General features: G+C 70.3%; 22 protein-coding genes. 6 read left to right on the top strand and 16 right to left on the bottom strand.

Annotated features, from left to right (window positions below):
* Nucleotides 1-271: 271 nt before the first annotated feature.
* Nucleotides 272-817 (top strand): Rv3235 family protein, encoded by a 546-nt coding sequence (locus E1218_RS37190; protein ID WP_233712170.1) that lies wholly within the window; start codon nt 272-274, stop codon nt 815-817.
* A gap of 130 nt (nt 818-947) precedes the next feature.
* Nucleotides 948-1,304, top strand: coding sequence for a YciI family protein (locus E1218_RS11570; RefSeq protein ID WP_132319157.1), 357 nt, complete (start codon nt 948-950; stop codon nt 1,302-1,304).
* Between the two features lie 280 nt (nt 1,305-1,584).
* Here the strand turns inward: E1218_RS11570 and E1218_RS11575 are convergent, their stop codons facing one another.
* The gene (locus E1218_RS11575; protein WP_233712171.1) at nt 1,585-2,286 is read right to left on the bottom strand and encodes a helix-turn-helix domain-containing protein; all 702 of its coding nucleotides are present in this window, start codon (nt 2,284-2,286) and stop codon (nt 1,585-1,587) included.
* Between the two features lie 76 nt (nt 2,287-2,362).
* Between E1218_RS11575 and E1218_RS11580 the strand changes: the two genes are divergently transcribed.
* Nucleotides 2,363-3,388, top strand: a complete 1,026-nt coding sequence (locus E1218_RS11580) for an aminoglycoside phosphotransferase family protein (RefSeq protein WP_233712172.1) — start codon at nt 2,363-2,365, stop codon at nt 3,386-3,388.
* Here E1218_RS11580 and E1218_RS11585 read toward each other — a convergent pair.
* The 10 genes from E1218_RS11585 to E1218_RS11630 form a co-directional block, all read right to left on the bottom strand.
* Nucleotides 3,372-5,279: a hypothetical protein gene (locus tag E1218_RS11585; protein ID WP_132319161.1), complete on the bottom strand. Its 1,908-nt coding sequence runs from the start codon at nt 5,277-5,279 to the stop codon at nt 3,372-3,374. The two genes, E1218_RS11580 and E1218_RS11585, sit on opposite strands and share 17 nt — an antisense overlap.
* Nucleotides 5,276-6,334: a glycoside hydrolase family 130 protein gene (locus tag E1218_RS11590; RefSeq protein ID WP_233712173.1), complete on the bottom strand. Its 1,059-nt coding sequence runs from the start codon at nt 6,332-6,334 to the stop codon at nt 5,276-5,278. The genes E1218_RS11585 and E1218_RS11590 overlap by 4 nt, the downstream gene beginning before the upstream one ends.
* A 28-nt stretch (nt 6,335-6,362) precedes the next feature.
* The gene (locus E1218_RS11595; protein ID WP_132319163.1) at nt 6,363-7,181 is read right to left on the bottom strand and encodes a carbohydrate ABC transporter permease; all 819 of its coding nucleotides are present in this window, start codon (nt 7,179-7,181) and stop codon (nt 6,363-6,365) included.
* On the bottom strand, nt 7,181-8,089 hold the full coding sequence (locus E1218_RS11600) for a carbohydrate ABC transporter permease (RefSeq protein WP_233712174.1): 909 nt from the start codon (nt 8,087-8,089) through the stop codon (nt 7,181-7,183). Before E1218_RS11600 ends, E1218_RS11595 begins: the two co-directional genes overlap by 1 nt.
* Nucleotides 8,090-8,100: 11 nt before the next feature.
* A complete protein-coding gene (locus tag E1218_RS11605; RefSeq protein WP_132319167.1) occupies nt 8,101-9,387 on the bottom strand; it encodes an extracellular solute-binding protein in 1,287 nt (428 codons plus the stop codon).
* A gap of 18 nt (nt 9,388-9,405) precedes the next feature.
* Nucleotides 9,406-10,431, bottom strand: a complete 1,026-nt coding sequence (locus E1218_RS11610) for a LacI family DNA-binding transcriptional regulator (RefSeq protein ID WP_132319169.1) — start codon at nt 10,429-10,431, stop codon at nt 9,406-9,408.
* Nucleotides 10,432-10,677: 246 nt separating this feature from the next.
* Nucleotides 10,678-11,625, bottom strand: a complete 948-nt coding sequence (locus E1218_RS11615; RefSeq protein WP_132319171.1) for an NAD(P)H-dependent flavin oxidoreductase — start codon at nt 11,623-11,625, stop codon at nt 10,678-10,680.
* 95 nt (nt 11,626-11,720) lie between these two features.
* On the bottom strand, nt 11,721-14,648 hold the full coding sequence (secA, locus tag E1218_RS11620; RefSeq protein ID WP_132319173.1) for a preprotein translocase subunit SecA: 2,928 nt from the start codon (nt 14,646-14,648) through the stop codon (nt 11,721-11,723).
* A 184-nt stretch (nt 14,649-14,832) separates the two neighbouring features.
* Complete coding sequence (locus tag E1218_RS11625; RefSeq protein WP_132319229.1) at nt 14,833-15,981, bottom strand: winged helix-turn-helix domain-containing protein; 1,149 nt, start codon at nt 15,979-15,981, stop codon at nt 14,833-14,835.
* A gap of 93 nt (nt 15,982-16,074) precedes the next feature.
* Nucleotides 16,075-17,679, bottom strand: coding sequence for a BTAD domain-containing putative transcriptional regulator (locus tag E1218_RS11630; RefSeq protein ID WP_165949234.1), 1,605 nt, complete (start codon nt 17,677-17,679; stop codon nt 16,075-16,077).
* Between the two features lie 251 nt (nt 17,680-17,930).
* Here E1218_RS11630 and E1218_RS11635 point away from each other — a divergent pair, with 251 nt between their 5' ends.
* Both E1218_RS11635 and E1218_RS11640 read left to right on the top strand, forming a co-directional pair.
* On the top strand, nt 17,931-18,734 hold the full coding sequence (locus tag E1218_RS11635; protein WP_132319177.1) for a hypothetical protein: 804 nt from the start codon (nt 17,931-17,933) through the stop codon (nt 18,732-18,734).
* Nucleotides 18,735-18,876: 142 nt separating this feature from the next.
* Nucleotides 18,877-19,692 (top strand): S1 family peptidase, encoded by an 816-nt coding sequence (locus E1218_RS11640; RefSeq protein WP_132319179.1) that lies wholly within the window; start codon nt 18,877-18,879, stop codon nt 19,690-19,692.
* 83 nt (nt 19,693-19,775) lie between these two features.
* Here the strand turns inward: E1218_RS11640 and hpf are convergent, their stop codons facing one another.
* The 4 genes from hpf to mtrB all read right to left on the bottom strand — a co-directional run bounded on the left by hpf (nt 19,776) and on the right by mtrB (nt 24,793).
* Complete coding sequence (gene hpf, locus E1218_RS11645; RefSeq protein ID WP_132319181.1) at nt 19,776-20,402, bottom strand: ribosome hibernation-promoting factor, HPF/YfiA family; 627 nt, start codon at nt 20,400-20,402, stop codon at nt 19,776-19,778.
* Between the two features lie 217 nt (nt 20,403-20,619).
* On the bottom strand, nt 20,620-21,201 hold the full coding sequence (locus E1218_RS11650; protein WP_233712175.1) for a ComF family protein: 582 nt from the start codon (nt 21,199-21,201) through the stop codon (nt 20,620-20,622).
* Nucleotides 21,202-21,371: 170 nt separating this feature from the next.
* Complete coding sequence (locus E1218_RS11655; protein ID WP_132319183.1) at nt 21,372-23,135, bottom strand: LpqB family beta-propeller domain-containing protein; 1,764 nt, start codon at nt 23,133-23,135, stop codon at nt 21,372-21,374.
* Nucleotides 23,132-24,793 carry an MtrAB system histidine kinase MtrB gene (gene mtrB, locus E1218_RS11660; RefSeq protein WP_325052833.1) on the bottom strand — a complete coding sequence of 554 codons (1,662 nt, stop codon included), beginning with the start codon at nt 24,791-24,793 and terminating at the stop codon, nt 23,132-23,134. The genes E1218_RS11655 and mtrB overlap by 4 nt, the downstream gene beginning before the upstream one ends.
* On the opposite strand from mtrB, the gene E1218_RS11665 reads away from it, so the two are divergent.
* Nucleotides 24,731-24,934: a hypothetical protein gene (locus E1218_RS11665; protein WP_132319187.1), complete on the top strand. Its 204-nt coding sequence runs from the start codon at nt 24,731-24,733 to the stop codon at nt 24,932-24,934. The two genes, mtrB and E1218_RS11665, sit on opposite strands and share 63 nt — an antisense overlap.
* Here E1218_RS11665 and mtrA read toward each other — a convergent pair.
* Nucleotides 24,913-25,590 carry an MtrAB system response regulator MtrA gene (gene mtrA, locus E1218_RS11670; RefSeq protein ID WP_131345780.1) on the bottom strand — a complete coding sequence of 226 codons (678 nt, stop codon included), beginning with the start codon at nt 25,588-25,590 and terminating at the stop codon, nt 24,913-24,915. The two genes, E1218_RS11665 and mtrA, sit on opposite strands and share 22 nt — an antisense overlap.

The following is a 25,590-nucleotide window of genomic DNA, read 5'->3' on the forward strand; positions in this document are numbered from 1 at the left end:
GACCCCAATCGACCAATCCGAACTCACGACTCCACGCCTCCGCGCGGTCACCGCCCAACCTCCCCACACCATCCCCGCCACAGTCCGCCACGCCGGCACCATGACCCCCACAATCCTCTCCCTCCGCCACCAAGCGCTCCACCGCCTCGGCGTGACCCCGGACCCCGAAGCACCCAAAGCCGCACCCCCAGCTCTGACCCTCGACCCACCAGACGCTCTCGCATCAACCCCCACGTCGGAGAACGGTGCAGCCCGGTCGGCGGCTGCGTCGATGAGCGGTGCGGGAGCGTCGGCGGGCAGTGTGGCTTCCTCAGCGGATGGTGTTGCCGGGGCGCCGGATCGTGTTGCCGTGTCGGCGGCGGTGTCGGGCGCGGCGGGCTCACGGCGCGGGCTTGCTGTGGTGCCCGAGCCGGCTGAGCGGCCGGCGGGTGGTGACGAGTCAACGGATGGGGTAGCTCGGAGGGCGGCTGTCGGGCCTGGGTTGCCGGATGCTCGGGCTTGGGGACGGCGGTTGGCGCAGGCGTTGACGGAGGTGCTGGCTGGTGATCGGCCGATCTCGCAGTTGGTGCGGTTCACGGACGAGGCGGTGTTCGCCGATCTCAACCGGCGCGTCAGGGTGCTCGGGATGAGCACCACCGCCACCACCCGCGGCGCCAAGGAACGCAGCGCCGTCCGGTCGATCCGCATCTGCACCTCGGCGCAGGAGGTCGTCGAGGTGGCCGCTCACGTCCGCCACGGCGACCGCTCCCGCGCGATCGCGTTCCGCCTCGAAGTCCGCCGCAACCGCTGGGTCTGCACCGCCCTCGAACTCGGCTGACACCGGACGACACCCACGCGATTCTGCGCGCGGAGTTCGAGGCCGCGGCGCGCTTGAGGCCCGCTGATGGCGGGCGGCGCCGGTGCCGCGGATCCTGTGTGGTGTGGGTGTTCGGGAGTAGGTTCGGTTGATGGAGTTCGACCGGTACACGGTGATCTTGTTGACGTTGCGGGGGGATGCGCCGCAGTTGGGGGAGGCTGAGGCGGCAGCGCTTCAGGATCGGCATCTGGCGCATGGGGCGGAGATGCAGGAGCGGGGGCTGGTGCTGGCTCGGGGGCCGCTGGTGGATCAGGACGACGAGCGGTACCGGGGGTTCTCTGTCTGGTCGGTGGATGCGGAGACGGCACGGGGGTACGCCGAGGCCGATCCGGCGGTGCGGATCGGGCGGTTGGCGGTCAACGTGATGACGTGGATGATGCCGGCGGGCAACGTCCAGTTCAACAAGGTGCGGGCGCCGCGGTCCGTCGCGGAGGCGATCGGCGACTGACGCTCGCTCACGCGGGACGGAGGCGCGCTGGCCGGGCGGAGGCTCGGTGGCGGCGCGTTGGGCTGTTGCCTGGGGGCGGCTGAGCCGGCGGCACCCCAGTGGACGCCGGCCAGCCGGGGGCGTGGGTTCTGAAGCCTTCGGTCCCCGAACGACGAACCCGATCCATCGACCGATTCCGCTCACGCTACGCCGCGCCGTCCACCGGCCAGATGACGAGAAACCCACGATCAGGTTGCAGCCAGAGCCGGCCGAGCCAGCGCGAGGTCAGCGCCAGGTCAGGTCAGCTCAGGAGCTGCCGGGGAGGGAGGCCGGTCAGGGCTTTGATGTCGCGGGTCAGGTGGGCCTGGTCGGCGTAGCCGGTCAGGGCGGCTACGTCGGCGAGAGCCAGGCCGGTGCGGGCGTGGTCGAGCGCGGTGTTCATCGTCAGGACTCGGTCGAGCATCTTCGGGCCGTAGCCGAAGGCGTTCAGGCACCGCCGGTGCAGCTGCCGTTCGCTCAACCCGACACTGGTCGCCAGCGACATGACGCCGGCCCCGCCGCGAAGCATCCCGCTCCGCACCGCGCGGAGCACCTGCGTGATCAAACGGTCGGGCTCCTCGGTCAGTGTCGTGACCACCTGCTCGAGGGCAAGCGCGGGGTTGGCCGCCGAGCGGATCTGGTCGGCCAGTCGCCGGCTGCGAGCGGGCGACCAGAGGTCGCTCAGCGGGACGCGCTCATTGAGAAGCTCGTGCGCCGGTACGCCGAGGAAGCGCGGCGCGGTCCCGGGGCCGAACCGGATCCCGGCGTACCTGGTCCCGGCGGGGGCGGTGCCGATCCACGCGCGGTTGTCCGGGCCGGCGATGACCAGCTCGTCGCCCACCAGCAGCAGATCCATGCACCCGTCCGGGAGCACCCGGTAGTCGCCGCCCTGCGCGGTCCGCGTCCACAGCACGGCGCCCGGCACTCGCGCCGGCCGCTCACGATACGGTTCGAACTCGCTCACCCCACCAGTCTCCAACCCACCACCGACAGTCCGCCGCCCAGGCGGCCGGCCGCCGTACCTGCCACTATGGCTGTTTGTGAGTGGCGAGATCGGTACGGCGACCCTGCGGCACAACCCGCTCAACGCGGTGACGGCGACCGTCGAGCGGGTGACGTACGCCGACGGCCGCACGCTGGTCCGGAAGGTACTGCAGAAGCCCGTGAGCTCGACCGGTCCGTGGGCCGCGTCCGAGGAGCCGAGGCACTGGAACTACTGGCGCCGCGAGGTCGAGGTCTACCGGGACGACGAACTGCGCAAACAACTCGCGGACGCCGGACTGGTGCTGCCGGCCGCCGGCGTGGTCGAGCACGCGGACGGCGCCACGATCACGATGGAGGACATCCACGGAGCTCCCGGGACCGAGTTCTCCCTGGCCGAGCACGCGGCGCTGGCGCGGGCGTGTGGACGGTGGCAGGCGCGGCCGGCGGGTGACCGTTCGTGGACCTCGACCGGGTTCCTGCGTGACTACTCGACAACCCGGGACGTGCCGTGGGACCTGGTGGACGACGACACGGCCTGGCGGCAGCCGCTGGTGGTGGAGACCTGGCCGCCGGGGCTGCGCGCGGCCTGGACGACGCTGGTTGCCCATCGCAATGACCTGCTCGACCTGATGGCCCGGCTGCCGCGGGCGAGGTGCCATCTCGACTTCTGGGTGTCGAACGTGATCCAGCGGCCGACCGGCGAGCTCGCGCTGCTCGACTGGGCGTTCACCGGTGACGGCGCGCTCGGCGAGGACATCGGCAACCACGTCCCCGACGCCGTGTTCGACCTGTTCTGGCCGGCCGAGCGGCTGCCTGAACTGGCCGAGACGTGCATCGACAACTACCTCGACGGCCTGCGTGAGGCCGGGTGGCGAGGCGAACCCGACGACATCCGCCTCGCCGTGATGGCGTCCGGCGTCAAGTACGCCTGGCTGCTCCCCGGCCTCCTCGCCCGCGCGTCCGACTCCTCCCACAACGCCTACCACCAGCAGGCCGACAGCCGCTTCCTCTTCCACCAGCGCGGGCAGGCGCTGATGTTCGTCGCCGATTGGTGTGCACAGGCGCTCAGAGCACGATCGTGAATCCCCCGGGCTGGACCAGGACGTGCGAGGTCCCGCCCGTCAGCCGGCGCCGCGAGTGCAGTACGCCGTTCGCGGTGTAGCTGTAGGCAACAGTCCCGGTGCGAACCGGGTAGGTCCTCGCACGGGCATCGACGCTCGACAGCAGAACGGCGTTGCCGGCCGACAGCGTGCTGATGCTCGGGATCAGCAGCAGTGCGTCGATCTGTGCCGTCCCTGCGGTCGCCTCGGCCTTGATCCTCGTCGCGTACGGCGGAAGCGGCGTTCCGAGCGTGATCGGCTGGAGCACGCCGGGTGCTGCCGAGATCCCCTGAGGCCCAGGAGCCGCGTGGTCGATCGTGCCGAGCGTGCGGCCGCCGCCGGACCAGGTCGTCCGCCCCGGACCGAGAAGGTTGACGACCGGAAGGACGAGCCGGGGCTGGGCGGACGCAGGCACAGTCCACTCAGCGGTGGACCCGGCGGACAAGGCGACGTAGGCGCCGCTGCTCCACTGGGACTCACCCGTCCAGGCGGATGGCGGGGTCACCACCTGGCCGCCGGTCGCGGACTCGCCCTCGACCACCTGAAGCCCCGCAGGGGTCACCGCGCCGGCCAGTTCCTGCGCCAGCCGCGCAAGCCGCGGCCGAGCGTCGAGGGCGAGCATGGAAAGCAGGCCGTGGATCGTCGACTCGGCGCCGGAGTTGCGGTTGATCACACCGTCGCCGGAGATGCCGTCGTACGTGCGGCCGGACGTGGCGTCGTACATGGCTTGCCCGGCCCGGTTGGCGCCGAAGTACCAGGCGGCCACGAAGGCGGCCAGCTGCTTCAGCCCGGGCAGTCCGACCGCCAGTAGGCCCTGAAGACGTGCGTCGACGCCGTACGCGATCTGGGTACGGTCGATCGGCGCCGGGAGCCAGCCGTTGTCCGGGCCACCCGCAGTCATCAGAAGTGGGGTGAATCCGGCCGTGTCTTCGATGGCCGGGCCGATCGACGTGCGTAGTACGGACGAGGCTGCGGCGAGAGCGGAGGGCATCTGCGCACCCCACGCATGCCACACCGCGATCGACTCCGCCCACGGCAGCAGCGCCCGGAACGGCCACGACCTGCTCGTCCCCGCGCTCATCGCAGCGATGCCCTCGGCGAACTGCGCGAGCGCCCGCCGAGCCCTCGCTGACCCGCCGGCCCCGACGTACGCCGCCAGCCCGAGAACCGCCTCGGAGGTGGCGTCGGCGCCGTTCACGATCAGCCAGGCGGGCACTCGCCTGCCGTCGACGACGTTCCACTGCCCGTAGCGGACCAGGACCTGCCGTTCGAGTGCGGCCAGCGCCAACTCGAGCCGATCCCGCAGGAACTCGGCGAACCGGCGGTCGACCTGCCGGAAGGCGGCGTACCCCTCCCCCAGGGCCCACACGGTACGGGCGAGCCAGTACGACGGCCCGGAGTCGGACGGATCGGGCAGCTCGACCGGCTCGGCGCTCGGGTTCAGCGTCCCGTCCGGCTGCATCCAGAGAACGACGTTCCCGTTCGGCGACTGCAGGTAGGTGAGTCCGCGCAGCAGGTCCCGCGCGACCGACAGCCGGCCGGCCCGAAGGTAGACGACCGCGGCACGCGAGATGTCGTCCGCGTTGAAGGCGCCTTGGCCGTAGGTGTCGGTGACCGGGTCGTAGGTGCCGCCGCCGATCCGCTTGTACGAGCCGTCGGGCTGACGGTCGGCGTACGTCCAGAGCACGCCCAGCGGCCCGGGGCCGTAGGTGCTGTGCCCCACTTGAGCGGGCGGCGTGACCGTCGTCCGCAGGTAGTCGAGGTGGTCGAGGTTGGTCAGCCGCCGCGACGAGGCAGCGGCAGGCAGAGGCACTGTGGACGCGGCGCCCGCGGCGAGTGCTCCGCCAAGGACGGTACGGCGGGCGACCCTCATGACAGCCTGTCCAACCGGGCGACGCCGATGGCCGCGTCGGCCATGCCGTAGAAGACGTAGCGGACGCCGTCGACTTCCTCGATCGCGGTCGGGAAGACGACGTTGCCGACCGTTCCGACGCGCTCTTCCTCGGTCTCGGGTACGAGTAGTGGTTCGGTGGTCCGGGCGATCACCTTGGTGACGTCGCTCGCGTCCAGCAGCAGCGCGCCGGCGGCGTAGCTGACCTTCTGGGTGGTCGGGTCGAAGCCCTTGGGTTGTTCGCCGGTGACGCCGTGGTGGATCACCAGCCAGCCCTCGGGCACGCGCAGCGGCGCGGGTCCGGCGCCGATCTTCAGCTCCTCGAACGGGTACTGCGACATCGCCACCAGCCGGTGGTGGCGCAGGTGGACCAGGTTCCGCAGGTCGCGCTCGACGTCGGCGACCGGGACGAACGACACCCAGATCCCCGGCCGGTCGTCGGTGACCCCGGCCGGCAGATGCACGCCCTCGCCTTCGCGGAACCAGCCCAGGTCCCACATCGGCCGGTGCAGCATCGCGTACGCCGGCCGACCGTCGGGGCCGGTGACCGGTTCGGGGAAGAACACGGTGTCCTTGTTCGGGAACAGGTTCAGGTCGGTGTCCAGGCCGGGCTGGTACTCGAAGTGCAGCGGACCGAGCCGTTGCCAGTCCCGCAGGTCCCGCGACACCGCGAGCGCGGGTTTGGGGCCCAGCGGGCCGTAGGCGACGTAGGTCATCACGTGGGTGTTCAGCGCCGGGATCCAGGTGACCCGGGGATCTTCGACGCCGGCGTTGTTCAGCCCGCGTTCCCAGCCCTCGTCCGGGGCGAGCACGACGCCTTCGCGGCGGACGCCGACCGGTACGCCGTCTTTCAGTTCGACCTCGGCCAGGCCGACCCGGGACACGTTGCCCGCGGCCACCAGCCGCGGCAGCAGGTAGAGCGTGCCGTCCGGGGTGTGGCCGGTGGCCGGGTTCAGCACGCCCTCGGCCTCGAGGTCGTCGCCCGGCTCGGGCGTCATCAGCACGCCGACACGCGTCAGGGTGTAAGGAACAGTCACAGCAAACAGCCTTTCCAGAATGGACGAGTCAGCCCTTGACCCCGGATTCGAGGTTCGTGGCGATGAAGCGGCGCTGGAAGATCAGGAACAGCGTCACCGCGGGCGCGGCCAGCACACACGCCCCGGCGAGCACGGCGCCGAACGGGTTCGCCGCCCGGGCCGCCACCGTGGTCAGGTAGTTCGACAGCGAGACCGCCAGCGGCTGGAGGTCCTGCTGCTTGGTGATCAGGAACGGCCAGAGGAACTCGTTCCACGGCCCGATGAAGGTCACCAGGACACCGGTCAGCAGAGCCGGCTTCACCAACGGCACCGCGATCCGCCACAGGATGCTCAGCTCACCGGCACCGTCGATCCGGGCCGCGTCGAACAACTCGGCCGGCAACTGCAGGAAGTACTGCCGGAAGATGAACACCACGGTCGAGTTGATCGCGAACGGCAGGATCATCCCGAGGTAGGAGTCGGCCAGGCCGTAGCTGCGGACGATCAGCACGTACAGCGGAATCGTCAGCAACTGGAACGGCACCACCTGGACCAGCAGCATCAGGTTGAACACCAGCCCGCGACCCCGGAAGTGCAACCGCGCCAGCGCATACCCCGCGAGCACGCCGAACACCAGCGTGCCGAGGATGACCCCGCCGGTGAAGATCCCGGAGTTGATCAAGGAGCGGCCGAGGGCGATGGCCTTGTTGATCTCGACGTAGTTCTGCCCGGTGACGTTGTCCGGCGACGGGAAGGCGCCGGTCACCGACGGGTCCGGCTCGGCCTGCAGCGAGCCGACCAGCATGTAGTAGAACGGGAACAGGAACACGAACGCGCCGACCAGCAAGGCGATGAAACGCAACCGCATCAGTCTTCCCTCCCGACGAACCGCCGTTCGGCCAGCGCCAGCATCAGGACGCCGACCACCAGCAGGACGCCGATCGCGGACCCGATGTCCGGGTTCCCCTGCTCGATGCCCTTCTGGTACATCACCAGCACCGGCGACGCCGACGCACCGTCGGGCCCGCCGCCTCCGGTCAGCAGGTACGGCTCGGTGAACAGGTTCGCCCCGGTCACGGTCGCCAGCAGCACCACGAGCGTCGTCGCCGGCCGCACGCCGGGGACCGTGACGTTCAGGAACGACTTCCACCGTCCCGCACCGTCCATCGACGCGGCCTCGTAGAGATCCTTGGACACGTTCTGCAACGCGGCCAGGTACAGCAGGATGAAGAACCCGAGCTGCTTCCAGGTCACGTAGATCGCGACCGTCGGCATCGCCAGCGTCGAGTTCACCAGCCAGGACGGATCCGGTGCGAGCGGGCCGAGCACGGAGTTCACCAGGCCGTTCGCGTTGAACAGGAACAGCCACACACCCACGACCGCGACGCTGGCGGTCACGTAGGGAACGTAGTAGCTGACCCGGAAGAACGTCCGCCACCGGATCGCCGAGTTCAGCGCCGTCGCGAGACCGATCGACAGTACGACGGTCAGCGGCACGTTGATCACCAGGAACACCAGCACGTTCCCGAACGCCCGCCGGACCGCGGGATCCGACAACACCGTCACGTAGTTGTCGAAGCCCACGAACGGCCGCTCCACGATCGCACCGGGCGCGGTGAAGAAGTAGTCGTGGAACGACATGTAGACCGCGAACCCGAGCGGATACGCGAACACCGCCGCCAGGAACACGACGTACGGGGTGACGAACGCCGTTCCCGCCGGGTGCTCACCCAGGATCCGGCCGACGACACCTGGTCGCCGGCCCGATCCTGACACGGCCAGTCGGCTCATGACTGGGCGGCGAGCTGATCGACCTTCTGTGCCGCGCCGTCGAGGGCCGCACCCGTATCCTCCTGGCCGAAGATCACGGACTTGGAGTAGGCGTCGCGGAAGGTCTGCCAGATGGTGATCGAGTTCGGCACGTTCGGCACCTCGACCGTGCGCGCGGCCTGGTCGGCGAAGGTCTTGTAGTCCGCGTTCTTGGTGAAGTAGTCCGCGTACGTCGTCGCGACGTCCTGACGCAGCGGCATCTGCCCGGTCAGCTCGAGGAACTTGCCGTCCTGCTCCTGGCTGGTCGCGAACTTCAGCACCTCCCACGCCGTGCCACGGTTCTTGCACGCCGAGTACATCGCCACGTTCTTCGCGTCCGAGAACGTGTGGATCTCGTTCGCCGGCTTGCCGGACGAGGTCGGCACCGGGACGACACCCCAGTCGATCTTGCGCTCGTACGTCGCGATCGCCCACGGACCCACCACAGCCATCGCGGCGGTCCCGTCCACGAAGGCGTCACCGGTGTACTTCTCCTGCGACGCCAGCTTGTCCGCGTACATCGTCCGCCAGAACTGCGCGACCTTCCTGCCCTCGTCGGACGCGAACGTCGCCTTGCCGTCCTCGACCAGCTGCTTGCCGCCGGTCTCGGCCGCGTACAACGGGTAGAAGTCGAACCACGACTGGAAGAACTCGTTGCTCGGCGCCGGGTAGATGGCGAACTTGGCGGCCTTCGACGAGACCAGCTTCCGCGAGGTGGCGAGGACCTCGTCGTACGTCCCCAGCGCCGGCTTCTCCGGGTCCAGCCCGGCCTTGGCGAACGCCTTCTTGTTGTAGAAGATCATCACCGGGTTCGACTTCCACGGCAGCTGGTAGTACTTGCCGTCGGTCGACTTGTACTGCTTGGCCACGTCCCCGGACCGGTCCTCGATGTACGCCGTACCACCGTCGAAACCGTCCAGCGGCACCAGCCCACCCTGCTTCTGGAACTGCGACACCGACGCCGGCGACGTGTTGAAGATCAGGCACGGCGCGTTGCCCGCCGTGATCGCCGCCCCGATCACCTCCTCGGAGCTCTTCCCGGTCGGGATCTCCTGCGCGGTGACCTTCTGGTCCGCGTGCGCCGCGTTCCAGGCCGCCACCATCTGCTTGCCCCAAGCGACTTCCTCGGGGTTGTTCGAGTACCAGACGGTGATCGGGCCGGTGGCCTTGGCCGCTGCGTCGGCGTCACCAGCGCCGTCGCTGCCACCGCACGCGGCGAGTGATCCGGCCAGTACGACAGCCAGCAGTCCAGCTTGCAGTTTCATCTTTCCTCCAGGGGAGCACTACGCAGGAGCCGCGCCGGTGGACCGGCGGACGACCAGCTGCGCTGGTGGGAGCTCGACATCGGGTACGTCGGTCGCCCCGTCGACGAGCTGGTTGAGGGTCTGGGCGGCCGCCTCGCCGAAGCGGAACGGGTCGGCGCGCACGGTGGTCAGGCCGGGGTGGACGTACTCGGCCAGTTCGCTGTCGTCGAAGCCGGCGATGCTCAGGTCGTCCGGGACGGTCAGCCCGGCCGCCTGGGCGGCACCGAGACCGGCGATCGCCATCCGGTCGTTGGCGTAGACGATCGCGGTCGGCGGCTCGGGCAGCGCGAGCAGCCGCCGGGTCGCCTCGATCCCGCCGGCGGCGGTGAAGTCGCCGGCCTCGACCGCGACCGGCCGCAGACCGGCGGCGGACACGGCCGACTCGAACGCCGTCGACCGTGCGGTCGCGTGGACGAAGTCGGGCGGGCCCGCGACCTGGGCGATCCGGGTGTGGCCGAGCTCGATCAGGTGCTCGACGACGGCGATCGTGCCGGGACGGTCGTCCAGCGTGACCGCCGGGAACGGCGACGTACCGTCCGGCCGGTTCAGCGTGACCGCGGGCAGGCCGAGCTCGACCAGCAGGCCGATCCGGGGGTCGTCGTGCCGGAGGTCGGACAGGAACACTCCGTCGACCCGGGCGTCCTGCGCGAGCCGCCGGTAGCCGGCCTCCTCGTCCTCGCCGGCGGTGACGACCTGCAGGACCAGGGCCTGCCCGCGGGCGGAGAGGACGCTTTCGACCCCGGCGATGAAAGCCGGGAAGAACGGGTCGGACGACAGCACCGCCGGGTCCCTGGTGATCACCAGGCCGAGGGCGAACGCCTTGGAGACCGACAGCGACCGGGCCCGGTTGCTCGGCCGCCAGCCCAGCTCGTCGGCCGCGGCCAGGATCTTGTCGACGGTCGACTGGGCCAGGCCGGGGCGCCCGTTCAAGGCGAATGACACCGATCCCTTGGAGACGCCGGCCCGGTGCGCCACGTCGGCGATCGTCGGCCGCTGCTTACTCACACAGACCTCGCTTTGCCTTTTGAACCGGTTTAAACGCCATCTAAACCGGTTCAAACCTCGCGCGTCAAGACCTGGGGCACCGACGAGTGGGCACTCGTCCGAGTACGTGGCGCAGTATCTGCCGCAGGCGTCGGAGGTCCGCAGGCTGTGATGGTCGATGCGGCCCGGCCGGTCGAACGGATCTGGGACCTCGGCGCGGTCTGGTCGTCGCCACGGCCACTACCCGGCGCCGGGCGGGCAGCTGACCTACTGCTCGACGGCGGCCTGGAGGTAGGTGCGGTAGGCGGCGAAGCTGCCGAGCACCTCGGCGGCGGTCGATCGGCTCGTGAGGGCGCCGACGCCCTGCCCCGCATAGATCGACGTCCGGGCCGGGTCGGCGGTGCGGACGCCTTCCAGGTAGTCGGCGTGCGCGTCGTCCTTCGTCTTCAACTCCTCCTCGTGACCTTCCCAGGTGTCGAAGAACGCGTTCCGCAGCGCGCGGCCACCGAACTCGTCCGGCCAGCCGGCGCGGGACGCGGCGTCGAAGACCGTGCCGTACACGGTGTCGGTCTCGTCGGCCTCGATCACCCGCCGGAGCACCGGCTCGGGCGTCATCGCCTCGGCACAGGTCAGGAACGCCGTACCGATCCAGCCGCCGACCGCGCCGGCGGCCAGTACGGCGGCCAGGCCGCGCGGACCGGAGATCCCCCCGGCCGCCATCACCGGCAGGTCGGTGAGGTCGAGGATCGCCTGCAGCAGCGGGAGCGTGGCGACCGCGTTGCGACCGTGGCCACCGGCCTCGGCGCCGCGGGCGACGATCAGGTCCACGCCGCTGTCGATCGCCTCACGAGCGTCGGCGACCGTCCCCGCTTGCATCGCGACGACGATGCCTTCCTTCTGCAGCCTCCCGACGTACGGCGCGTAGTCGCCGAAGCTGAGCGAGACCAGGGCCGGCTTGAGCTCGAGGACGGCGTCGAGGTGCTCGGGACGGTCCTGGACGGACCACGCCATCAGGCCGACGCCGTACGGTCGGCCGCCGGCCGCGGCGACCGCGCCCTCGGTCCGGATCCAGTCGGCACTGACCGCGGAACCGGCGCCGAGCATGCCCAATCCCCCGGCCGCCGAGATCGCCGCGGTCAGCCTGCCGCCGCTCACGTGCGCCATCGGTGCACCCACCACCGGCACGGACACCCCGAACTTCTCCGTCAGCCACATGGGTCCAGGGCACCACACCGGGTCCACCGACCGCCATGAGGCCGGACACACGAGAACGGCCGGCCCCTCTCGGACCGGCCGTTCGCGTGTGTCGCTCAGAACTTGTAGACGTCCGACTGCGGGTCGCCGTGGCAGCGCTTGTACTTCTTGCCCGAGCCGCACGGGCAGGCGACGTTGCGCGGCGTACCGGCGTACATCAGGCCGTCCTCGTCGCCGGCGCCGTCCTGGCGGACCGCGACCTCCTCGTCGCCGTCGATCGTCGGCGCCGAGTACGACAGCCGCTGCGGACGACTGTCACCGGTCAGGCCCTTGGCGCGCAGCCGCGGGGTGTCCCGCGGGCGCGGCGTGTCCTGCGGCCGCTCCTCGTCCTGGACCCGTCCCGGGAACTCCGCCACCGGCGCGTTCGGGGTGAGGATGTCCTCGATCCGGCGGCCCTCGATGCTGTCCGCGTCGGCGGCCTCCGCGGCGAGCTCCATCTCGGCCCGCATCGCCTCGACGTCGACCTCGACATTGAAGATGAAGGCGACCGACTCTTCCTTGATCGACTCCATCATCGCGGCGAACATGTCGTAGCCCTCGCGCTGGTACTCCACCAGCGGGTCGCGCTGCGCCATCGCACGCAGGCCGATGCCCTCGCGCAGGTAGTCCATCTCGTACAGGTGCTCACGCCACTTGCGGTCCAGCACGCTGAGCACCACCCGGCGCTCCAGCTCGCGCATCGCGTCCGCGCCGAGGTACTCCTCGCGCTGGTCGTACGCCGCCTTGGCGTCGGCGATGAACGCCTCGATCAGGAAGTCCTGCGTCAGGCCGGCCCGGTCGCCGCCGGCCTCCTCGACCAGCTGCTCCTCGGTCAGCTCGGTCGAGTACAGCGTCTTCATCGCGGTGAACAGCGCGTCCAGGTCCCAGTCCTCTGCGAACCCTTCCGCGGTCGCCCCCTGGACGTAGCCGGTGACGGTCTCCTCGAGCATGTCGCTCACCTGCTCGCGCAGGTCGGCGCCCTCGAGCACCCGGCGGCGCTCGTCGTACACGACGTGCCGCTGCCGGTTCATCACGTCGTCGTACTTGAGGATGTTCTTCCGGGTCTCGAAGTTCTGCGCCTCGACCTGGGACTGCGCCGACGCGATCGCCTTGGTGACGACCTTGTTCTCCAGCGGCTGGCTGTCGTCGTTGTTGCGCGCCATCGCCCAGTCGACCATCTCGCGCTTGAACAGCCGCATCAGGTCGTCCTCCAGCGACAGGTAGAACCGGGACTTGCCCGGGTCGCCCTGACGGCCGGACCGGCCGCGCAGCTGGTTGTCGATCCGGCGGGACTCGTGCCGCTCGGTGCCGAGCACGTACAGGCCGCCCACCTCGCGGACCTCCTCCTGCTCGTCCTTCACCTGCTTCTCGAACCGCTCCAGGACCGACGGGTACTGCGCCTCGTACTCCTCCGGGGACTCCGCCGGGTCGATCCCGCGGGCGCGCAGGTCCTTGTCCGCGAGGAACTCGGGGTTGCCGCCGAGGATGATGTCGGTACCACGGCCGGCCATATTGGTGGCCACCGTGACCGCACCCTTGCGGCCGGCCTCGGCGACGATCGCCGCCTCGCGCGCGTGCTGCTTCGCGTTCAGCACCTCGTGCGGGATGTTCTCCTTGCGCAGCTGCGCGGACAGTCGCTCGGACTTCTCCACGCTGGTGGTACCGACCAGGATCGGCTGCCCGGTGCTGTGCACCTCGACGATGTCCTTGACCACCGAGTCGAACTTGGCGTCCTCGGTGCGGAAGATCAGGTCGCGCTCGTCGGCGCGGATCATCGGCTTGTTGGTCGGGATCGGGACGACGCCCAGGCCGTAGATCTTCTGGAACTCGGCCGCCTCGGTCATCGCCGTACCGGTCATGCCGGCCAGCTTCTCGTAGAGGCGGAAGTAGTTCTGCAGAGTGATGGTCGCGAGGGTCTGGTACTCCTCCTTGATCTCGACGCCTTCCTTGGCCTCGATCGCCTGGTGGAGCCCCTCGTTGTAGCGGCGGCCGTGCAGCGTGCGGCCGGTGTGCTCGTCGACGATCAGCACCTCGTTGTCGACGACCACGTAGTCCTTGTCCTTGCGGAACAGGTCCTTGGCCTTCAGCGCGTTGTTCAGGTAGCTGATCAGCGGCGTGTTGGCCGACTCGTACAGGTTGTCGATCCCGAGCCGGTCCTCGACCTTCTCGATCCCGCGCTCGAGGATGGCGACCGTGCGCTTCTTCTCGTCCACCTCGTAGTCGGCGACCGGGCGCTGCTCCTCCGGCACCTTGTCGTCGGCGATCCGCGGCTTCAGCGTGTTCGCGATCTTCGCCATCTCGACGTACCAGCGCTGCGAGTCCTCGGCCGGGCCGGAGATGATCAGCGGGGTCCGGGCTTCGTCGACCAGGATCGAGTCCACCTCGTCCACGACCGCGAAGTTGTGCTCGCGCTGCACGCAGTCCTCGATGCTCTGCGCCATGTTGTCGCGCAGGTAGTCGAAGCCGAACTCGTTGTTGGTGCCGTAGGTGATGTCCTTGGCGTAGGCGATCCGGCGCTCGGCCGGCGACATCTCCGGCAGGATCACGCCGTAGTCCAGTCCGAGGAAGTGGTACACCCGGCCCATCCACTCGGCCTGGTACTTCGCCAGGTAGTCGTTCACGGTGACCACGTGCACGCCCTTGCCGGACAGTGCGTTCAGGTACACCGGCATGGTGGCGACCAGGGTCTTGCCCTCACCGGTCTTCATCTCGGCGATGTTGCCCAGGTGCAGCGCGGCGCCACCCATGATCTGGACGTCGTAGGGCCGCTGGTGCAGGGTCCGCTTGGCCGCCTCCCGGACGACCGCGAACGCCTCCGGCAGCAGGGCGTCGAGCGACTCCCCGTTCTCGTGCCGCTGCTTGAACTCCGCGGTCTGACCGCGGAGTTCCTCGTCGGACATGCCGACGAAGTCGTCCTCGATCGAGTTGACCATCTTCGCGATGCCCTGGAGCTGGCGCAGGATCTTGCCCTCGCCGATCCGCAGGACCTTGTCGATCACCTTCATGGTGGGGAGTTCTCTCCTTGCTGCTGAAGCCTTGGTGCGGCCGACGCCGACAGGGCACGATCCACCCGTGGGCAGGCGCGCGTCACCCATGGTACGGGGCCGGGTGTGCCAAGCCACGCCCGATGCGTGCCACGAGGCCCAACCGACCCACGATCCAGGCGCGGAAAAAGTTCCGTCTGCGCGGTCAGGAACCGCGCAGGGCGTCACTCAGAGCTGGCGACAGGTCACCGCCACCGACCACCCGGACCTGGTCCAGCCCGAGGAATCCGGCCAGCTGGATCAGCTCGGCGGCGAGCTCGTCCGCGGTCTCCACCGGCGCCTTCGGCTCCGCGTGCGCCGACTGGACCAGCAGCACCCCGGCGGACCGGTCCGACTTGAGGTCCACCCGGGCGACCAGCCGGTCCCCGAGCAGGAAAGGGAGCACGTAGTACCCGTGGATCCGCTTCTCGGCCGGGACGTAGATCTCGATCCGGTACCGGAAGTCGAACAGCATCTCCGTCCGGGTCCGCTCGAACACCAGCGAGTCGAACGGGCTGACCAGGGCCCGCGTGTTCACCCGCCGCGGCAGCCGGGCGTCGCGGTGCAGGTACGCCGGCCGCTTCCAGCCCTCGATCCCGACCGGGATCAGCTCACCGTCCTCGACGAGCTCCTGGATCGCCTGCAGCGTCGGCTGCGGCGCCGTCCGGACGTAGTCCCGCAGGCACTGCGCGGTCGCCACGCCGTGCGCCCGCGCCGCGATCGACACCAGCCCGCGATGCGCCTCGGCCTCCGACGGCGTCGGCGTCTCCAGTACGGCGCTGGGCAGCACGCGCTCGGGTACGTCGTACATCCGCTCGAACTGCTGGTTGCGCCGGGCCACTGTGATCTCGCCGGCGAAGAAGAGGAACTCCAGCGCCCGCTTCACGTCGGACCAGTTCCAGCCCCAGTTCTCCTTCGACCGCTCGACGTCGTCGTCGATCTCGCGCGCCGTCAGCGGACCGTGCGCGCGGACGTCGGCGAGCACCTGCTTGAGCAGGTCCGGGCGCTCCTTGGCGATCGACCGCGGCCCGCCCCACGCCTCGGTGGTGGCCCGGGCCATCCGCCAGCGCATCAACGGGTGCGTGCCCACCGGGATCAGCGAGGCCTCGTGCGCCCAGTACTCCACCAGGCGGCGCGGCGCCTTCCCGGAGGCGCGGTCGAGCAGGTCGCGCGGATACGGACCCAGGCGGGAGTAGAGCGGCAGGTACTGCGCCCGGGTGAGCACGTTCACCGAGTCGATCTGGATCAGGCCGATCCGGCCGAGCACGCGCGCCAGCGCCCGGGCGTCGGGCACACCCTTCGGCCGCGGGTCCATGAAGCCCTGCGCGGCCAGCGCCACCCGCCGAGCCTGCGCCGTCGACAACTCCTGCGTAGTCACGTCCGCGATTCTGCCGGACCCCACCGACACTTACGGGCGGTCGCCGTCGACGGTGTCCTGGAGCCGGATGATCAGCAGGACCTCGGCCACCTGCGGCGGAATCGGCCACGGGAACAGACCGCGAGCGGACAGATCCTCCAAGGAGCGGAACGGACCGCGGTGGGCCCGGTCGGCGACGATCAGCGCGGCCTGCTCGGCGGACACGCCGGGCAGCGTCCGCAGGACCGTTTCGGGCGCGTCGTTGACGTCGATCAGCCCGCCGTCCTCGAACTGGGTCGGCAGGTCCGGACGCCCGATCCCGAGCTGCCGGGCGATCAACGGATGCTCGGCCGCGAGCTGACGCGCATACTGCCGGCGCGTCTCGTCGCCGGAAGCCTGACCGGTCCGCCCCGGCACGAGCACCCCCAGGTGCACGGCACACACCAATGCGGAGGCGATCACCAGCAGGACGCCGAGACCATCCCAGGCACCGGTGATCTCGTCGCTGCTCGTGTCGACCATCAGGGCGCCGCCGATCGTCGCGACCAGATACACCGCGGCCGCCAGGCCGAGGCGGGCACTGCGGCGCCGGACCGCGACGACGCCCATCGCCGGACCGCCCAGCATCCCTACCGAGAGCACCGGAACCGCCGCGACCAGGAACTTCAGCGCCCAGTACCGCATGCGGTCCCCGTGCGCCGCCGGTGAAGTGGGTGGAGCCGGTGGCGGCGCGGCTGCGGCGGGCGGAGCGGACGGGGCCGCGGCCGGAACGGCCGGCGCGGGCGCGGACGGGGGTGACGTAACGGTGGCGGCGGACGGGGCTGACGTAACGGTGGCGGCGGCCGGGGGTGACGTGACGGTGGCGGTCGCCGGGGTGAGCGCCGGGTCGTCCTGGAGGATCCGCTGGTGGAGATCCTGCAGATGGCGGCTCGGATCCACGCCGTGGGTCTCCACCAGCTGGGCACGAATCTCGCGGTAGGCGGCCAGGGCTTCGGCTTGCCGGCCGACGCGGTGGAGCGCCAGCATCTGGACGCCGCGCAGTCGCTCGCGCAGGGGGAACTCCACCACCAGGCGCGACAGCTCCGGCAACAGGTTCTGCTCGTGGCCCTGTTCGAGCTCCACCTCGGCCCACTCCTCCACAGCCGCGGCGCGGTCGTCCGCGAGCCGGGCGCGGGTGGCCTCGAAGTACGAGCCGGTCAGACCGGCCAGCGGCTCCGCCTGCCATAACGACAGAGCAGTCCGGAGCTCCGCGGCGGCTTCCGCCACCTGGCCCCCCGCCCGCAGCCCGCCGGCGGCGCGGACGTGCTCGGTGAACACGTCGAGGTCGATGTCGCCCGGCGCGACGGCGAGCCGGTAGCCGCCCTCGGTGAGGGTCAGCAGCCGGCCGGACGATCTCGGTGCCCGCTCCGGCTCGAGCACGCGGCGCAGTCCGGCGACGTACTTCTGGACGACGTTCGGTCCGTTCTCCGGAGGGTCGTCACCCCAGACGACGTCGACGATCCGGTTCGGCGGGACCGGCCGGTTCGCCGAGAGCAGGAGGCTCGCCAGGACGGCACGCTGCTTGGCCGGACCGAGATCCAGCTCGCGCGCACCACGACGGGCTCGCAGGGATCCGAGCAGGAAGAACCGGACGGAGTCGTCGGCCGCCCCTGTCACTGGTCCGCACCCCTCCCGATCCACCGAGACCGAATCTCATTCGGCCGACGGCAGTCTATCCGCGCTCAAGGGCCGTCCCGGCGCTCTGGCAGTCGCCGGCGGCAGCGGGCCGGCAGGCGAGCGGCAGTAGGAGCGCAGTCGGACGCAGTACGACGGCAGGGAGACGGCAGCGCGCCGATCCAGAGTCATGGACCAAGCACGAGAACAGGCACCGGCCACCGCGCCGGCGTACCGAAAGGTGAGTCCGAGACATGTCCTTCCCCTGGATCCGCACCGCCGCGGCGGTCGCCACGATCGCGCTGGTCACGACCGGTTGCGGCGCGGGCGCCGACTCTGCCGGCGAGAACGAGCCCGCCGTCACCACCTCGGCGACGGCACGTCCCAGTACTCCGGCCGGCACTCCGGCCACGTCACCGCCTGCCACGAGTCTGGAGGACCTGCCGGTCCGGACGATCATGCGGAAGACCCGGGAGGCCTCGCTGAAGGCGACCAACCTACGGATGCGCGGCAGCATCGACGACACCGACGGCCCGATGACCTTCGACATCGTCCTGACCGAGGGCGGCGGCGAGGGCACCTTCACGGTCGCGGGGGCGTCGTACTCCGTCCGGGCGATCGGCCGGACCGTCTACCTGCAGTTGTCCGAGTCCGCGATCCGCGCCCAGGCGAAGGCCGACGGGAGCAGCCAGGCCGAGACCGCGCAGGTCCTCAGCATGCTGAAGAACAAGTGGATCAAGCTGTCGAAGATCGACCAGGACACCCAGCAGATGGTCGACCTGGTCACGCCTGGCCGGTTCTTCGGCACGGTCTTCGGTCAGGACGACACGGCCACCGCCGCCCTCCCCCGCAAGGTGGCGGCGCGGATGGTCGACGGTGTCCGCTGCGTCGGGCTCACCGATGACGGTGCCGCGCTCTGGATCGACATCCGGACCGGCCGGCTGATCCGGATGACCGAAGGCAAGAACCGGTTCACCTTCAGCGCCTACGGCAAGGCTCCGACGCCGAAGGCGCCCGCCAAGAGCCAGGTGCTCGACGGCAAGCCGATGGGCCTCTGACCGGTTACCGCCGGACAGGGTGCCGGCCGGTGGCCATAACCCGAGAGTTACCGCAAGTGGGAGGTGCGCTACGGACGGTGTTCGGGGGACGCTCCAAGGAGGCCGCGCCGCCCGTGCGGCCCCTATCCACCTGGAGTGAGGCATGACAGGAAGAAAGCAGCTGGTCCGGGCCGCCCTGGCGGCCGGTGTGCTGACCGTGGCGTCCCTCGGTGCGGTGGCCGTAGCCGGCTCCGCGACGGCCGCGCAGGCACCCGATGGACCGAAGACCCGGATCGTCGGCGGCACCATCGCCCACACCGTGGACACGCCCTGGGCCATCCAGCTGTCGAACACCGGCTCCCCCGACCCGACCGGCGAGTGGTGTGGCGCCACACTGGTCGCGGCGAACAAGATCGTCACCGCCGCGCACTGCTCCCAGGAGCCGGCGTCGACGTACACCGCGATCCAGGGCCGGGACGCCCTGAGTGACCCGTCCACCGGCAAGGAGTCGGCGATCAGCAGCATCTGGGTCGACCCGCAGTACGGGAAGGCGCCCGGGCACGACGTCGCGGTGATGACGCTGGCGACGCCGTTCGACGGCGTACCGACGCTGACGCTGGAGACCGACAAGGCGGCGGACGCGGCCGGGGCGGCGTCGGTCGTCTACGGCTGGGGCGAGACCGAGGGCACCGGTCCGGCGAACACCTTCCAGAAGGTCGACGTCCCGGTGCTGGGCGACGCCTACTGCCAGAAGGCGTACGCGAGCGAGGGCTACACCGCCGACGGCGAGATCTGCGCCGGGTACGACGAAGGCGGTAAGGACTCCTGCCAGGGCGACTCCGGCGGGCCGCTGGTGCTCGACGGGCGGCTCTTCGGCGTCGTCTCGTGGGGCGTGGGCTGCGCCGACGCCGGCAACCCGGGCGTCTACGCCGAGGTGGCCACGTACGCCGCCGACCTGCAGGCCCAGATCGACAGCTAGCCCGTACAGACCTTCACAGGGGAAGGAGAAGGGGCCGGGCGCACCGCCCGGCCCCTCTTTCCGCGCTCCTCGCGGAGTCTGTGTCAGACGGCCAGACGGATCACGCCGTAGTCGTAGCCGCGACGGCGGTAGACGACACTCGGCTGGTTCTCGTCGGCGTCGACGAACAGATAGAAGTCGTGCCCGACCAGTTCGAGCTCGTAGAGCGCCTGGTCCAGGGTCATCGGCTTGGCGGTGTGGGTCTTCTCGCGCATCACCAGCGGCCCGTCACCGGTCACCACGAGCGATCCGTACTTGTGCGTCGCCACCTCGTCCTCGGCGGCTGTCTCCTCCACTGCTGGTGCTGTGCCGTTGAGCGGCTGTTTCGCGTTCACGTGCCGCAGGCCCTCCGGCGTCCGCTCACCGCGGTGCACCCGGCGGCGGTCGGCCGCCTTGCGGACCTGCGCCCGCAGCCGGTCCAAACAGACGTCGAAGGCCGCCTGCTTGGTCTCGCCGGTTGCTTCGGCCCGGACCACCGGACCCTTGGTGTACATGGTGAGCTCGACACGCATCGCCCGATCGTGCTGTCGCGGGTTCTTCTCCTGGCTGACTTCTACCTCGCACCGCAGTACCCGGTGATCGACCTTCTCGATCCGCTCGAGCTTTTCCTCGACGTACTGCCGGAAGCGGTCACTGACCTCGCAGTGATGACCCTTGACAACGACGTCCACGGAAACCTCCATCGATCGGCGACTTCTTTTTACGTCTTCGGACCCCCGTACCTCTCGTGACGGTGCCCGAAACGAGAACACCCGCTGTGGAACCCGTCGGACTCCGTGATGCGGATTCCGGCTGATCCGGTCCTGCACCACATCCCTGCCCGACAAGCCCTAGCGGGTGTCATAGGCCAACGCTAGTCGGCTTCGGCGGAAACCGGTAGGGAAGTTCTCATGAACCAGACGGCCGCCGCCGGCGGGTCGCGGCGAGCACCGCACAGCCCAGCACCGGAATTCCCCCGGATTCCAAGGCCCGGCACGCCTCGGCGAGCGTGGATCCGGTGGTGATCACGTCGTCGACCACCAGGACCGGCTGATCAGTCAGCCTTTCAGCCCAGCGCGAACGAGCCGCGAAAGCCCCGGCCAGGTTGGCCGTACGGCGTTCCGCCGGCAGCCCGGCCTGGTCGTCCGGACGCCGGACGACAATCAGCGCGGACGCCGGCCGGGCGTCGATCCCCTGCCGCCGCAGCACCCGCAGAGCGGCCCGGGTGATCCGCCGCAGCGGGTCGTGTCCACGCTGCCGGACCGTCGATCGCGCGGACGGGACCGGGCACAACCACACCGGCCCGCACGACCCCAGAGCCTCGCGTACGGCGGCCGCCAGCACCGCGCCGAGTGGACGAGCGAGCGCGTACCGGGCCTCCTCCTTGTGGGCCACGATCAGCTTGCGCAACTCGCCGGCGTACGGCGCACTCGCTGTCGTCGGCGCCAGTCCGGCGGGACGCGGGTCCGGCCAGGCACTGAACGGAGTCACCGCGGTCAGTAGCTCCCGGCAACGAACACACAGAGTCACGCCCGGCCGCTCGCAGCCCGCACACCGGCCACCCAGCACGAGATCCACGAACGCGTCCCGCACCGGCACCGCTCAACGATCCGCGACATCCGGGCCGGCCGCAACCGGCATTCACGCCGGCTGTGGACAACTCACCCAGGGTAGACCGGGCGGATGGGCCCGCCCTCGTCCTCCATGTCGACCCAGGCCAGATCGCGGGTCTGCCAGTGCAGCTTGCCCTGCACGTCCTCGATCACCGGCAGGGTGTCCTTGTTCAGGTTCGAGGCCAGCCTGTCGGTGGCGAACCCGACCGAGGAGGCGCCGGGGAGCAGTTGCCGGCCGGAGCCGTCGGTGTTGACCAGCCAGGGTGACTGGTTGCCCGTCGTCGACGTACCGGCGACCAGGACGCCCTTGTAGCTCCAGGCCACGTCGGTGATGCGGGCGAGCGGCAGGTGCAGGTTGCGGAACTGCCCGAGCACGAGGCCGCCGCCGGTGGTGCCCTGGATCGTCCCGGTCTGCACGTAGGTGCCGCCCCCGGACTTGGACCGCATCAGCAGGAGCGCGCGGACACCGTCCGGCGCCATCCGCAGGGCCAGCGGGGTGTCGCCGCGGAAGTTCACGCTGACGGCGCGGAGCTTGCCGTCCCGGTCCCGCACCCGCAGCCGCGGCGTGGGCCGGTCGGCCCGGTCCAGGACCCACAGGTTGTCGTGGTTGTCGTAGCTCGGCGGCACGACCGTGCCCTCGACCGGGAACTCCTGCTCCTTGTCGGGTTTGTCGGTGGAGTCCAGCCAGCCGTACACGACCCGCTGGTCGCCCTCGGACTCGGTCACGATCGCGCCCGAGTCGGCGCGCAGGTTCACCGCGAACGACTTGGCGTTGTAGTCGTAGAGCAGGCTGTTCCGCAGCGGCCGCGCCGCGATGTCGGACGCGCCGTCCAGGCCCTCGATCCGCTGCACCTTGCCGGAGCGGAGGGCGAACAGCTCGGTCAGTGCGCCGGAGGCCACCGCCGGGTCGTACTGGGTGAAGTTCGAGAACGGCAGCACCTCGGGATCGTCCGGCAGCAGCGGAGCACCGCTGACGGTGATCTTCACCCGGAGGTTGATCTGGTTCAGGGTCCAGACGATCTGCGCCGCGAGCAACCGGCGTTCGGCGTCCCGCAGCGGCGCGGCCGCGTCGTTCAGCGCGACCGTCGCGACGCCGAGCTCGACCGGGACGGACACCTGGACCTCGGTGCCCGGCGGCGCGAGCGAGACCACCCCGTTGCCGAGCCGGCGGGTCGGGCCCCTGAGCAGTTCCTGCACCAGCTGGGTGGCCGCCTGGCCGGACGACAGGTTCACCGGCAGGTAGACCGGGTCGGGGACCAGCAGGTCCCGGCTCGGCGTGAAGAAGTAGAGGTTGCGGGTGGCAAGCTTCGGGTCCAGCTGGTTGCTGCCGAGGTACACGCCCGGCGGCACCGACGCGACCCGCCACTGGCCGTCCAGCTTGACCAGCTTGAAGGGGAAGGTGAACTCGTTGCCGGGTGTCGCCGGGATCCACGACCCGCGGTCGTCGATGGTCGCGATCTGGCGGGCCTTCAGCTGGACCTGGTCGTTGGCGAGCAGCGTGACGGCGTCGGGCTGCTGCTCGTACACCACTGTCTGCGACTCCGGCTTCCAGGCCGCTGCCGCCTCCGGGGTCATGTACTCCCGGGCCACGTCGAACGCGCGCGAGTCCGACATCGCCTCCAGGAACCCGTTCACCAGCGCGACCTGGCCGATGTCGTCCCGCGGCGGCTTCGCCTCCACGCCGACACCGCCGAAGTCCGGCGCCAGGCCTTCCCGGCTGCCGTTGCGGATGTTGCCCTTGGTCGGCACGGTCGCGCAGCCGGTCGCCAGCAGCAGGATCGCCAGGACGGCCGCGAGCAGTCTCCGCCTCACTGGTCCTCACCGCCGGTCAGCTTCTGGTACGGCGCTCCGACGTCGACGAGCGACTTCTCCGGCACCACCCGGCTCGCGTCCGCCGGACGGGCCGGCAGCGGCGAGCCGGACAGCGTGACGTCCGGCCGCCGCGGCAGCGTCAGCCGGAAGTAGGCGCCGTCGCCCGGCGCACCCCAGGCGTCCAGCCGGCCGCCGTGCAGCCGGGCGTCCTCCAGCGCGATGGACAAGCCGAGCCCGGTACCGCCGGTGGTCCGTGCCCGGGCCGGGTCCGCCCGCCAGAACCGGCTGAACACCATCTCGGCCTCCTCGGGCCGGAACCCGATCCCGTGGTCCCGGACCGCGACCGCGGCCGCGTCGTCGTCGTACGCCGTACTGATCCGGATCGGCAGGCCCTCGCTGTGCTCGATCGCGTTGCCGATCAGGTTCCGCAGGATCCGCTCAATCCGGCGCGCGTCCACCTGGGCGCGGCACGGCTCGGGCATGTCCAGCCGGACCTCGCAGCCCTTGCGTTCCAGCAGGGCCTCGTGGTTCTCCAGCACGCGGTTGACGATGTCGCGCAGGTCCACGTCCTCCAGGTCGAGGGCGGCCGCGCCGGCGTCGAACCGGCTGATCTCGAGCAGGTCGGCGAGCAGCTCCTCGAACCGGTTGAGCTCGTTCTGGAGCAGCTCGACCGAGCGCCGGCTGATCGGGTCGAACTGGTCGCGGCTCTCGTGCAGCAGGTCGGCCGCCATCCGGACCGTGGTCAGCGGCGTCCGCAGCTCGTGCGAGACGTCGGAGACGAACCGGCGCTGCAGCCGGGACAACTCCTCCAGCCGGCGGATCTGCCGCTGCAGGTTGCCGGCCATCTTGTTGAACGAGACCGCCAGCCGGGCCAGGTCGTCGGTGCCGCGGACCTGCATGCGCTCCTCGAGCTTGCCGGCCGCCAGCCGCTCCGCGATCCGCCGCGCCATCCGGACCGGGGTGACCACCTGGCGGGTGACCAGCCAGGCCACCGCACCGAGCAGGACGACCAGCAGCAGCCCCGCGGTCACCAGGGCCCGCTGGACGACGTCCAAGGTCTCCTGCTGCGGGGTGAGCGGGAACAGGAAGTACACCGCGTACCGCTCGACCGGCGCCGATGTGACCCGCAGCTGGGAGCCGATCACCAGGCCGGGCACGCTGGGCCCGTCGCGGTAGTGGATGACCGTGTAGGTGTCCCACAGCTTGGTGTCGTCGCTCATCACCGACGACGCCAGCTCGGTCGGGATCGAGTCGCTGTCGACCAGACCGGTGTAGCGGATCGCGTTGGTGGTCGACGAGTCGGTCGGCACCAGGAGGACGTCGTACAGGCCGGGCCGGTTGGTGCCGAGCACCAGCTCGGACAGGCGCTGGTTGATCGTGTTCGGGTCGGCGGCGTCGATCGTGTTGGACAGCGAGGCCAGCTGCGCGACTGCCTCCGCCTGGGCACTGCTCCGGCGGGACTCGAGCACGCCGTCGGTGACCTGGCTCATCATCACCCAGCCGACCAGGAGGAGGACGACGGTGGACATCAGCAGGGTGCCGGTGACGATCCGGGCCTGGATGGACCGGCGCCAGATGTCCGGCCAGTGTTTCGGGTGCGTCCGCCACAGCGGCTGCGGGTAGGCAGGCCAGTCCGCCGCGGCGGTGGTCAGCTCCAGCTCAGTCCCGCGGCTCTCGGCCGGCTCCTGCTCGGCCGGGGCCTGCTGCTGCTCGGTCCCGGCCGCGGCGGCCGGGGCGTCGGCGGCCGCCTGCGACTCGTGGTCGCGTCCGTACTCGATCAGTCCGCACCCGCCTTGTAGCCGACACCGCGGACCGTGACCACGATCTCGGGGTGCTCAGGGTCCTTCTCGATCTTGGAGCGCAGGCGCTGCACGTGCACGTTCACCAGCCGGGTGTCGGCCGCGTGCCGGTAGCCCCAGACCTGCTCCAGCAGCACCTCGCGGGTGAACACCTGCCAGGGCTTGGAGGCCAGGCAGACCAGCAGGTCGAACTCCAGCGGGGTCAGCTGGATGGTCTCGCCGGCCCGCTTCACCGAGTGCCCGGCCACGTCGATGGTGAGGTCCCCGATGGTCAGCGATTCGGGGCCCGGCTCGTCCATCCGGCGCAACCGGGCGCGGATCCGGGCCACCAGTTCCTTCGGCTTGAACGGCTTCACCACGTAGTCGTCCGCGCCGGACTCCAGGCCCAGCACGACGTCCACGGTGTCGCTCTTGGCCGTCAGCATCACGATCGGTACGCCGGACTCGGCCCGGATCGCCCGGCAGACGTCGATCCCGTCCATACCCGGCAGCATCAGGTCGAGCAGCAGCAGGTCCGGCTTGAACTCCCGGAACGCCGGTACCGCTTTGTCACCGGTTGCGCACAGATAGGTGTCGTAGCCCTCGTTGCGCAGCACGATGCTGAGCATCTCCGACAACGCTGTGTCGTCGTCGACGATGAGGACGCGTCCCCTCAT

The organism is Kribbella turkmenica (assembly GCF_004348725.1).
GTDB lineage: Bacteria > Actinomycetota > Actinomycetes > Propionibacteriales > Kribbellaceae > Kribbella > Kribbella turkmenica.